This is a genomic window from Photobacterium sp. 2_MG-2023 (assembly GCF_030547675.1).
GTDB classification, from domain to species: Bacteria; Pseudomonadota; Gammaproteobacteria; order Enterobacterales; family Vibrionaceae; genus Photobacterium; species Photobacterium arenosum.
In genome coordinates, this window is record NZ_JAUOQQ010000061.1 from 1 (window position 1) to 809 (window position 809).

Consider the following 809-nt stretch of genomic DNA (forward strand, 5'->3'; position numbering starts at 1 on the left):
AGTCTCCACTTCCCGAACAGGGTCGATCAATATGTGGATCTGTGACTTATGCTGACACAGAACTATGAACACCCTCAACGAATGTCAGTCAACCAAAGTTTATTATTCTTAAGTATCGAATAGACAGCTGATAAATCTGTGTAATGGTATAGCGACATATTCATCCTTTTCCTTATAACGCAGAAATAAGCGGCGCCCCGACAGGGGCGTCCGGTGGAGGCCGAAGGCCGGAACGTACTTGAACGACTGGTTAAGTGTGCTCACTCCATTTCCCACTGCTCAAGGTCCGCTACCGGATTGGGCAACCTACCCTCTAGCCACTTTGCACAAGTACCCGGCTTGAACTCAGGATCGTGGCACTCGATGACCCACGATAGAAACTCCGCAGGACCACCATTCATGTATGGAGGTGGCGACACAGGATAAAAGGACGTGGGCAGGCGTTCATCCACAGACAGATAGTTAAGTACGTGCCCAAGCTCTTGCACGGTTTGCCACGCCAACTTGTGGTCGATGTTTATTGTGAATTTAACCCACCACCGACCATCATCATTTGCCCCATAACCGATAGTGCCCTCAATTGCTGGCAACTGCTGAAGGTATTCGGTCAGTTTTGTAAAAGCTCGATCATCCATAAAAACACTTAACGCCGCATTAAGGTGTGAGCAACGCTACCAGGAAACTTAACCAAAGCACCGTAAACACAAAACCCAACGATGGAATGAAAAATGCCAAGCGTTGGGAATCACTCTTAAATGCTTTGTTGAACCAAGCCGCTGCGCGGCAGAGCTACAGCAGCCCACATACTG

The 809-nt window shown here is 48.6% G+C and carries 1 protein-coding gene; it reads right to left on the bottom strand.

All coding sequences use genetic code 11. From position 1 onward, the window contains the following. Positions 1 to 260 precede the first annotated feature (260 nt). Positions 261 to 635 (bottom strand): hypothetical protein, encoded by a 375-nt coding sequence (locus Q4491_RS21455; protein WP_303460811.1) that lies wholly within the window; start codon positions 633 to 635, stop codon positions 261 to 263. Positions 636 to 809: the final 174 nt, after the last annotated feature.

What these genes read in the sequence shown, in the direction of transcription:
- Q4491_RS21455 (WP_303460811.1), bottom strand. Translation starts at nt 635, where the DNA reads ATGGATGATCGAGCTTTTACAAAACTGACCGAATACCTTCAGCAGTTG.